This window comes from Paenibacillus sp. JT31N11 (genome assembly GCF_056269285.1).
Map to the genome: position 1 here is coordinate 106,253 of NZ_JBWDNQ010000019.1, position 9,667 is coordinate 115,919.

General features: G+C 42.8%; 10 protein-coding genes and 1 pseudogene. 1 reads left to right on the forward strand and 10 read right to left on the reverse strand.

The window, feature by feature from the left end:
• Positions 1–170: 170 nt before the first annotated feature.
• Positions 171–578, reverse strand: coding sequence for a hypothetical protein (locus AC0YNV_RS35625; protein ID WP_475772285.1), 408 nt, complete (start codon positions 576–578; stop codon positions 171–173).
• Between the two features lie 62 nt (positions 579–640).
• Between AC0YNV_RS35625 and AC0YNV_RS35630 the strand changes: the two are divergent.
• Positions 641–778, forward strand: a pseudogene (locus tag AC0YNV_RS35630) (winged helix-turn-helix transcriptional regulator); the annotation flags it as partial.
• On the opposite strand, the gene AC0YNV_RS35635 reads toward AC0YNV_RS35630, so the two are convergent.
• The 9 genes from AC0YNV_RS35635 to AC0YNV_RS35675 form a co-directional block, all read right to left on the reverse strand.
• Positions 727–1,011 carry an endonuclease/exonuclease/phosphatase family protein gene (locus AC0YNV_RS35635; RefSeq protein WP_475772296.1) on the reverse strand — a complete coding sequence of 95 codons (285 nt, stop codon included), beginning with the start codon at positions 1,009–1,011 and terminating at the stop codon, positions 727–729. The pseudogene AC0YNV_RS35630 and the gene AC0YNV_RS35635 sit on opposite strands and share 52 nt — an antisense overlap.
• Before the next feature lie 1,359 nt (positions 1,012–2,370).
• A complete protein-coding gene (locus tag AC0YNV_RS35640; protein WP_475772286.1) occupies positions 2,371–2,742 on the reverse strand; it encodes a hypothetical protein in 372 nt (123 codons plus the stop codon).
• A 497-nt stretch (positions 2,743–3,239) separates the two neighbouring features.
• The gene (locus AC0YNV_RS35645) at positions 3,240–3,422 is read right to left on the reverse strand and encodes a hypothetical protein (protein ID WP_475772287.1); all 183 of its coding nucleotides are present in this window, start codon (positions 3,420–3,422) and stop codon (positions 3,240–3,242) included.
• Between the two features lie 148 nt (positions 3,423–3,570).
• On the reverse strand, positions 3,571–4,323 hold the full coding sequence (locus AC0YNV_RS35650) for a hypothetical protein (RefSeq protein WP_475772288.1): 753 nt from the start codon (positions 4,321–4,323) through the stop codon (positions 3,571–3,573).
• Between the two features lie 1,375 nt (positions 4,324–5,698).
• Complete coding sequence (locus AC0YNV_RS35655) at positions 5,699–5,971, reverse strand: WGxxGxxG family protein (RefSeq protein ID WP_475772289.1); 273 nt, start codon at positions 5,969–5,971, stop codon at positions 5,699–5,701.
• A gap of 493 nt (positions 5,972–6,464) precedes the next feature.
• Positions 6,465–6,938: a cupin domain-containing protein gene (locus tag AC0YNV_RS35660; RefSeq protein WP_475772290.1), complete on the reverse strand. Its 474-nt coding sequence runs from the start codon at positions 6,936–6,938 to the stop codon at positions 6,465–6,467.
• Positions 6,939–7,908: 970 nt separating this feature from the next.
• The gene (locus AC0YNV_RS35665; protein WP_475772291.1) at positions 7,909–8,274 is read right to left on the reverse strand and encodes a hypothetical protein; all 366 of its coding nucleotides are present in this window, start codon (positions 8,272–8,274) and stop codon (positions 7,909–7,911) included.
• A gap of 108 nt (positions 8,275–8,382) precedes the next feature.
• Positions 8,383–8,778: a hypothetical protein gene (locus AC0YNV_RS35670; protein ID WP_475772292.1), complete on the reverse strand. Its 396-nt coding sequence runs from the start codon at positions 8,776–8,778 to the stop codon at positions 8,383–8,385.
• A gap of 275 nt (positions 8,779–9,053) precedes the next feature.
• Positions 9,054–9,497 carry a hypothetical protein gene (locus AC0YNV_RS35675; protein ID WP_475772293.1) on the reverse strand — a complete coding sequence of 148 codons (444 nt, stop codon included), beginning with the start codon at positions 9,495–9,497 and terminating at the stop codon, positions 9,054–9,056.
• Positions 9,498–9,667: the final 170 nt, after the last annotated feature.

Genomic DNA, 9,667 nt, shown 5'->3' on the forward strand with positions numbered 1-9,667 from the left:
CCTCCATAATGTGGTCCCCCCCATCAGACAACGCCGCACCGTGCGCTGGGATCTGCGTGCGTTGCGAAACTCAATCCCGAAAACTTTTGTGTCGTTGCTGTTGGAATACTAGCAGACGGTTACCAAGTTCACGGCTCATTGGACCAAATTTTTGATTGGCCAACATTATCCTACTTGGTGGTGTTTGGTGTTTTTTTAATAGTCATTTGAACAAGGCGAACTGACGGTTGAGCCTCAATGACTATGGTCAGCTCACAGTGTGCCCGTAGAAATAAATACCTGACCGTGCGGTCAGGTGAGGATGGCTCGCTTAGTAAGGCTGAGCTGCCGGAAAGCCAATTTTCTCTTTGCGAACGAGTTGTTTCGTTTTTTTCGGAGAACCCATTGTAGGTCTCCTGCGGAATTTGAATGCTGCCCTGCTGCGGTCCGTTTTCCGCTGCCGTATAAATCAGGGCAATGTTCGGTCTGGGATGATCCGATTGATTCGGCGTGCCGCGATGCCACATCCGGTCATCTCTTATCATAATGGAACCAGCCGGCATGGTGGCCGTTATGACGCTCTCACCATTCCGCTTCATGCCGCGAGAGGTCCATTTGATTTATGCTATAATACAGCATATAAACCGCGTGAGGTGACATTGTGGCCCGTAATCCGAAATCCTATAACATCCCTGTGGAAGCGACGCTGGATCTGATCGGCGGGAAATGGAAAACGCTTATTCTTTGTCATTTAACCTTTAGACATAAAAGAACCAATGAGTTAAAAAAAGCGATACCCCGTTCCGACCAATGATTGTCAACTTCCTGCAGGCCGATGATGTCAGCTCCAGACTGCCCGATGATATCTGCGATTCGTTGCAGATCGAGTACGGCATCCGAGCCTTCGGCGTGATGAATGTTGTATGTCATGATTTTGATTCCCAGTTCTTTGTCCTTTTTCTCTGGGGCCTTCGCAGCTACTGCCTGCCCCGCATACGTCAGCAAGGGCAGAACCATCATGCACAGGACCATGAGCCAAGCCAAAGATTTTTTCAATATTAATTCATCCTCTCGTTTAGTAGATTCACTAGAGAGTATATCATCCGTTTATTCACGAAAAATTAGCACTAGATTAAGAAAGAATGAATTATGCAAAAAAATGGTATATTTCGTTCGTCTTGTCGGAAATTCAGCTCTTGTTGTTGAAGTATTGGGAAGATTAGACAGCGATCATCTTGACGTAATTAAATTGTAAATACAAACGGGTTCAAGTCCTCATCCAGATTGAGCGCAGCGCCTGGGATATGTTGCATGCTTGCGAAATAAGCATAGCAACACGATCAGAAAACGGTCTTCGACTTCCTACAGTATTTGATCGATCGTTCTGGAAGAAATCCGCTTTGTAGGAAAGAGCCTGACCTGCAGAAACCCGACGACATTTAAGCGAAGAAGAAATTCGCCAACAGAATAACGATGGCGGATATGTGTCGGGGGAGGAAGCCAACGCTTTGCGGGCAGCTGCTTTTCAGCTACCCGCATGCGTTTTCGCCAATTTAACAGATTGTGCATTTTGTTAACTTCAGCCTAAAATCATGATTTCTGACACAAAAAATACAGCTCTTTTTCCCCGGATCTGAATATCTCCATTTAAATCTCAACCATCCATTTAAGCCAGGTATATGGACTTCCTTCATCGAAGAATGCAAAACCTTCTGTTACGAAAAATTTATGTACTTTCAATTAAGACTTAACCAAGTAGTTATAATTGATGCAAAAAGCTACCCATATGAACAAAAATTCCACTTTATATTTTGAGCCAAGACTGAGCATCTGCCAGGGTCGGCAGTTTCTCATAATTACTATTAGAGTGGCTTCAGAAAAATAGTAAACGGCAGTCCAGGACTTAAACGTAAAATCCCAGATTGCCGTTGTTTGTTCACTAACGAATAGTTAGGTCGTGCGCCTCGCACATAGGGACCCACTGGTTTTCGGGTTTCGAATCTGCAGTAGTCCCTCTTCTGGATAGTGGTGTCGAATCTCAAGAATGTGTACCGCTTATCTTCCCAATTGTACCCGTTCCGATTTGCTTCACACCGCGTCCGGTGGTGTTTCCGGAACGGGTACAGTGTCATACACTTTTTTAGTTTTGCAAAGAATGCCGATCGTCGGAAGGCGAAAGTGCCTACTATGGCGGACCGATCCAAACGATCACGCTAGCAGATATTTGAATAAACGACATATATTACAGGATGGCAGCTTGACGCTTTTAGCTGCGCTGAAGCTTATTCCATATTCTACTTGCCCTCGACCTCACGAATCTTGAACCATTCCCCGCTACTATAATCTTGAGCCGATTCAGAATTTATTCACTATTTAAGTCGTTTCCACAACTTAAATAGTCGGTGGCGGTGGCTCAGGACGGTCACATGATCTGATATTCACGGTCGTCTTTTCACTCTGCATCTGCCCCTGCATTTGGGTTTGCCATTGTAATTGCGCTTGATGCTGAGCCTGAATCTGAGCTTGTAATTGAATTGTCGCTTGTAGTTGTTCCTGTGACTGCTCCTGGATCTGCGACTGTACTTGCGCTTGGTATTGTAGTTGAGCTTGTGCTTGTGCTTGCAATTGCGCTTGTATTTGCGCTTGGAACTGTAATTGGGCTTGGAGTTGGGCTTGCAATTGAGCCTGCAATTGCCTGATCGATGCACAATTCCTTACGATTTTGTGTGGTGACCTTTTTTTGCAATTTTTTATAGTTGGCATTTAGTCAAGATCACTCCATTTCATAAGTGAATGAGTTACTACCCATCAGCATATGAAAGAAGTCAAATATCGGACGAGACGAATGGCGTGGTATATTCGCACATTTTGAATTAATAGGCTCTAAGAACTTAACTAGCAATGCTTGTTTAATAATCGTGGTGGTAGACATTGATGGAAAAATAATGGTGGTGCTCCCGAGGGTGCCGGCCGACCCAAGGTGGGCGATATCATGCGGTAAAGATCACCCTGCACCCATCTGTTTGGAAGGCCATCGACCACGAAATAGAGGCGTTTATCGGAAACGTTAACCTGACAGGTCTGATTCGCAGCTTGTTGACGAAAGCATATTGGGATAAGATGGAGCTTATGGCCACAGGTATCAATGGGAATTAAAAAAGATGACTCCTGACCAATACGAGGCCACTGAAAAAGTCCATATAACAAGAAAAGGTATAGTCTCTCAAGTTATTTGAGGAGGCTGATCGTAACCCATTTCGTTATTTCTTGTTGGACTGTTGATGTCTCTCGGAAAAAATCGGGCTTTCGGCGAGCAACGCCTTCATCGCCGCATTGGCAGCCAACGTTTCGTCCAGAAGCAGGTAGTATGCAATTTGATAGCAGAAATTTTCAACCTTACTCAGAGTTTTGACTCTATCTTCGCATCCTGTTGGAGCAGACATTTTGTCCTCCCATGGTAAAACATTAGTTAACTTTTAAAATTCATGTTCAATACTGTCAATTCTTTCATCTCTATGGCAGCTTTCTCCTCCGCCCCCGTGTATTCAACTTCTCCACTATACAAAATAGTTCCATCAGTGGCATGAAGTACTAAAACCTGGGGAACCTCGTTTCGGTGCAAGAGAATGAATATCTTGTCTTCTTTCGTAAGAACCGTATAAATCTTGTCTCCACCCAGTTGCTCGGCAGTAATTGTCTGTTTCTTATCGATCTTCCCAGTACTAATATCATATCGGAGAATGTCGACTTGTTTTTGATCACGCTATCTTTTTTAATTACAGTCGCTTGATTGCTGCCAGGCTGAACGAATACCGATTCAAAAGGATCTTCCGTTGTAGGCAAAGTAAGCGTCTTCAGCTCCCCGGTCTTGAATGTGTAGGAAAAAAGGTGCCTCGAAATTAAGTTATCGGTTCCGTCAGATACGGTTTTTCTTACACTGGCATCAAACAATAAATATTCGCTGGGACCGAAGGAGTTACCAGTATTCCGGCTTATTGAAAGATCTTCATCATCCTTGACGTCGACTCCAACGTTTAACTGATTCTGTCTGATTAATGTTCCATTTTTCATGTCAATTACACTATAGAAATAGATTTCTGACGGACCTACCCGCGTGATCCGTGTCTGCGCGCTAAGATATGTGCTCACAATATGAATGACATTTCCAACCCGCTGTACATCCGCCACGTACAGATAAGACAAACCCTTTTGTTCCGGAATGGTTGCTTCATACCGCTTTATTTGAATATTTTTCAAATCAAGCACTTCCACTTGGATGGAGTTTTCATCCAGAGAAACCGGTTCGGCATAAATGAGCCATTCTTCATCCTTATAAAAGCTCACCAAAGAACCCTTCCCTCTCATAAATTCACGATGTTCCTGTACGAGTTGTTTGATACTGGGCTGACGCAGAAACCAATCACGTTCAGTAAAAAAACGTTTTGATGATAAATTGATTCCCTGCTTCGATATGAGTGAAAACCTCCAGGGGCGGCGTGAGAAACGTGCAGGATATGGAAGAACATGGGGGAATAGTCTCCCCCTCTATTTCCTCACGCCTTCACGTTGTCCAGGTCTACCACGTGAGTTCTCTTACTATCTTTCTGTATTTCTGGCAAGGGTGAAATCCTGCGAATAAGCGAGCATTCGTGAGAAAACGGAGTTTAAAAAAATTTTAATTTCATCTTTAAAAATTTCAGGCTCTACTATCTCGTGGCCACTGGATTGGGATAGTATGGAAGATATCAATAAGGCATTTCAGTCACCGGAAGGAAGAAAAGGGAATAACAAGTAACCGCCTCGTAGATTTTAGGAAGGTTTTCCTCAATGTCTAAGTATTTCTTTTTAGTCTAAGCGGAAGGTTTCTTTCTTGGTTAGGATTGCATATATCCAGTGGGTCCGTTTATTTGCAATAGTGGTTCTCAAATGCCTCAATATCATTTGGCTCGGTATATAGTATTAAAACTCCTCCTTAATTCTCCATGTTTACATGTTTTGAATTCCGATTTGATTAGCTTGTTGATATAAAAATTGCTGAATGGACGGATGAAAAGATTTTGAGTCCACTGAATTTTTTCAATACATGCTCTTAGTCCCTTTCAGGTTGCCTCCTTCCCTGTGACATCAGCTATCCCCCGAGCGGCAGCTGATCCATTTCTTCACCATTAACATACTGCAAGTCAGATGGGAAGACGTGCGAAGCTCGGTTGCAAAGCCGAAAGCATTCGAGAACACGTTGTCTAACCTAATTAATGCAGGCAGTAAACAATGCTAAAATAGAAGAACTTATAGACGAACTATTGGGTCTTGATCGCTGCACGGCTCTTACTTAAATCGGGACATGACCGCTTCAAGTCCATGTCGCCCGTATCCGGATCAACGCAGGCGACCTCGCCGTCCAGGATGATGGGGTTATATCGGTTTTGTGTCGGGTGTAAAGATGCGGCTGTCCGGCCGTAAGCGAGAGTACGCTGCGGATACCATCTTTTATTGGACTCATACAAGTAATGGGGATCAAAAAAGGATCTTCGCGTTTCTTAGTAACATCGGGAGGAGGTACATCGTATCACCTCTGGAACGATTTTTCCATTTAAAGAAGGAAAAACGTTCTGGAATTTTTTTGGTTGTATGCCGTTTAATTTGAAAACCCTGCCAACCAACCGGTTAGCGGGGTCTTCAGTGTATCTCGAACTTTCAGGAGAGCTATTTAACAGGGTTTTTAAGCTTTGTTCCTTCCCCGGTTTCTGCCCATGAGTCCAGCCAGACCAATCAAACCAAGAAGGCCTACCCATCCCCAATCTGTATTATCATTGTCGTTTATACCTGTAGTATAGGCCCTATAGCTATTCATTCCGTTCGTGCCGTAAGTACCATTCGTACCGTATGCGCTGTTCGTATCATCATTGCCTTTCAATTGCTCGGCTTGAGCCGGGAACAGCAGCATAATAAAGAGAACAGCGAACAATGAAAAACTTGCGATGAGTTTTTTCAAGAGAAATCCTCCATTTGATTTAATGTCCTCAGATGTGTTTTCCCCTCATTGAAAAATAATATTCATTTGAAGAATCCCTCATAAAAAGTGATTCGCTTTACGCAATCTTTGGAGCGGCTCGCATGCCGATATAGACACATCCTGTGCCAAATGAACAATAATTGGGGAGCGTAGCATAGACCCTTGCGGTCGGCACTGCAGCGCGAGGCATGAATTCCCATGCAGGCGCAGGATCATCGCGGACCATTATGTAGCGATGCTGTCGGGAAGCACTGCTTTACACAACCTACCTTATAACATGAAAATGAGATAACGATGAGAAATCGCGCTGCAACTGAAAGGTTAATTTGCGAGGAGGGATAAGGAATCTATAGCCAGCCCGGAAAGTGTCCTGACGCGGCCAATCCTCGAAGTCCTATATGTAAGGGGCCAACCCAAGTTAACGCTTAGGCGGCCCCTTACGGTCAAGAGCATGGAGGTGCTTTTGGCGAGCTTAGCCCAGCGAGAGACCGATAGAGGCATTTTCCTCGGGTGTTCCGAGCCAATAGCCGTAAGCTAGGGCCACTTCAAAAAAACGTTGCAAAGCGGCCGGCTCGGGAGGACCCGGCTGCACGGAATCGGCCGGTCGGCCAATTTCCACAAAAAACTTCCCCATTTTCACTGTCGTTGCGATCAGCAAGGTTACATTTTCGCTCGAGGAGTTTCTCCAAGCGTGCTTCATGTTTCCCGGAATGTTTACGGTATCGCCGGTCCGAACGACAACCCAGCTATCTTCCGTGAATGCTTCCAGCTCTCCGGAGAGTACATGGAAAGTTTCGTGATCCGCATGGCTATGAACAGGCACGGCTACGCCTGGCCCAATCTCGCCTTTCATCACGCAGAAAGGTATATCTTCCGATAACTCCGTTAAGTGCTGAATAGTCGGTCCAAGTACCTCCAAAATTTCCCCGTTTTTAAAGTGTTCCATTTTTTATCCTCCTATTTTAATTACAAATTAAAAACTCAAATTTGCCATCTACCCGTTCTTTTGTTCGAAAGGGATAATCAAAAAAAGATCCATTCTCACACCTTAAGGTGATTAGTTTATGCTTCAACAATACAATTGAGCGCTTTTATGGTTTCCAAGCTGAGTACGGAATATCCCCCCCATAACGATGACGATCTTCCCTGTCAGGTGCTGGCCGGTAAGGTCTTCCTGCGTGTCCGTTTGCGAACCGAGGAAATAATGATACAATTTAATCAATGTTGAGCAGAATTTTACTTAGTTGTTTTGGAGTTGAATAGAACGGCGAATGGTCTGTATCCAACGTGAATACTTCCTTGCAAGGAGATGCGGCTTGCATTTGCCTCTGCATGTCGATTGGCATGGCATGATCTCGAAGGCCTTCAATATAGTAACGAGGGACTTGACCAAAATTTTGCTTTGTCAGGCTCACCGGTGTCACAAATGGACTTGGCTCGAGCCCTGCCCTTAGTACCGAACCGTATCCTGGCCCCCGTATCCGGCCAGCATCAGAAACGATGCAAGCAAAAGAAAAAGGAACTTTAGTACGTTCTGCTTCAACGGTTTCGCCTCCATTTATTTACATATACACAGTAAACCCAAAAAGGGTGCCGCGCGGCAGCCGTTCAGCATTGTGCTATCGTACCCGTTACTTCAATAAACTAAAGAGAAGCTGCTTCGAAGCAAGCTCCTCCACTATCGTACCCGTTACTTCAACCCAAAGAGGAGCTGCCTCGAAGCAACGCGGCAGTCCTGCGTTATTAAGCTATGTAATTGCTCAATAACAAATTCATCTGTACGGAAGAAAGCTCTAATTTAATTACCTGTTACAGCCATTATATTTCCGTATTCATCGAATGCTTTCGCTGAAAATTTCCATAACATAGTTTCAGATTCGAAAAAATCCCGTGAAGGATGACCAATAAACACATTATCAACTACTGGTATTATCAGTAAATGTCCATCCATCTTCCCCGTCAGTAGAATAAATGTAGGTGTCACCTTTTTTCTCGAAAGTGTTAAACACATACTGGTCTTGATCTAGAAAGACAACGGTATCTTTTTTATTATCAATGAGAAGAACTTTAATGGGTGATTCCCACTTCCTCTGTATAGCGTCATCCAATGATTTGTTAGTGTAACAACCAGTCATCATGAAAAACATCACCAAACACACTAAACTAGTTTTAAGTCTCAACTGCCCACCACCTAAAGAAATAACTTCGCCATACAACATTATATATTTTAAAAATGCCTCTTGAGACGGAGTGAGGCCGCCGCTTAATCGCGGCAGCCACATTGAGCTCTTGTACCTAGTTAGCTTAATAAAGTGCATCCATTTTTTGTTCTAATATTGACTCTGTCAATGAATATTGTTGATGATGGCATTAAAAAGAGTGGTAATAAATTAAATAGGCTTTACTGATGTTTCATTTTGAAAGAAGGCTTTATTCACATAAATTGTATACAGTAATACAATAATTGACCAAACCATATTCCCAGTAAAAGGCTGTTGATTATGTGATAATGATAACAACAAACTTATTACTCCAAACAGCACGGAATATGCAATCATAATCCAAAATCCCCATTTTCTAAGCCTCATATATCCAAAGACCATGATTAAAGATGTAAGAGCCACTAACACCCTCATTAATTGCTCAGGGGCATTTGATAATCCAAATCGTGCAGCTATACCTATCTGATTGGCATTAGCATCATAGAAAATTGAAGTAAAAAGTAAAACTATAGAACTGAAAATATAAAAATAACTAATTAAAGAAACCCCTAAAGGTCTTTTCATTAAGATATTCTCCTATCAAAATGATGATTTTTAGAAACTAAACTTGCTTTTAGTATCGTATTAGAAAAATACATAATCACGGCAATTGATGATTAAGCAAATCTGCCCGTTAGGTGAGCGAAGGCTGCCAGTTCGTCGGCAGCCTTTCGTCATGACGCTATCGTACCCGTTAGCCATCCATGCATCTCTTTGCTGCACCACAGAGCATGAAAGTTAATCCGTTCTTTCATAGTAGTTGAACGGATAATCAATTTCACTTGACAGTCAGTTGACCTTTAGAGTTTTTCAATTGCTGATTTAATCGGTTCATTAAAGAGTGGCTTTTCTTTTGATTTAGCCCAATATATATTGAGTATATTTCCCTTCTCATATAAATAAGGATACGTTGTGAATTTGGCATCTTTCATCTGCTTATTAAATTCTTTGACTCCGGATTTACGAGCTGCTTCAGTACTAAAAATATAGAAATAAATAAACTCAGGATCAGTATGATCTACTGTTGCTTCTCCTTCAATCGAGTTCACTTCTGGAATAATTCCATTCAACGTTGGTAATGTACCTGTCATCCCGAATGATGCCAATTTTAAATTCTGTGATTCAATAGCTCCTATAACATCTTGCAAACTATACTCATTTTGTTTGACATTGTTATCTTTAGAGCAACCAACTAGTGCAATCATACATACGATGAAAATAATCCCAAACTTAGATTTCAACATAATTCGGCCCTCCATTCACGTTTAAACCTCATATTACCATAATTGGAACCTTCCTGCCCGTTACTTCAACTAGAGTAAGGGACTGAATAATTTCAGCCCCTCCTCATCAAACCGTACGTGAGGTTTTCCCTCATACGGCTTTCCGATGTTCGTCATTCATGTGCATGCGA

Coding starts and splice junctions, on each gene's coding strand:
- AC0YNV_RS35625 (WP_475772285.1), bottom strand. CDS start 578: ATGAAGCGGAATGGTGAGAGCGTCATAACGGCCACCATGCCGGCTGGT.
- AC0YNV_RS35635 (WP_475772296.1), bottom strand. CDS start 1,011: ATGGTCCTGTGCATGATGGTTCTGCCCTTGCTGACGTATGCGGGGCAG.
- AC0YNV_RS35640 (WP_475772286.1), bottom strand. CDS start 2,742: ATGCCAACTATAAAAAATTGCAAAAAAAGGTCACCACACAAAATCGTA.
- AC0YNV_RS35645 (WP_475772287.1), bottom strand. CDS start 3,422: ATGTCTGCTCCAACAGGATGCGAAGATAGAGTCAAAACTCTGAGTAAG.
- AC0YNV_RS35660 (WP_475772290.1), bottom strand. CDS start 6,938: ATGGAACACTTTAAAAACGGGGAAATTTTGGAGGTACTTGGACCGACT.
- AC0YNV_RS35665 (WP_475772291.1), bottom strand. CDS start 8,274: ATGTGGCTGCCGCGATTAAGCGGCGGCCTCACTCCGTCTCAAGAGGCA.
- AC0YNV_RS35670 (WP_475772292.1), bottom strand. CDS start 8,778: ATGAAAAGACCTTTAGGGGTTTCTTTAATTAGTTATTTTTATATTTTC.
- AC0YNV_RS35675 (WP_475772293.1), bottom strand. CDS start 9,497: ATGTTGAAATCTAAGTTTGGGATTATTTTCATCGTATGTATGATTGCA.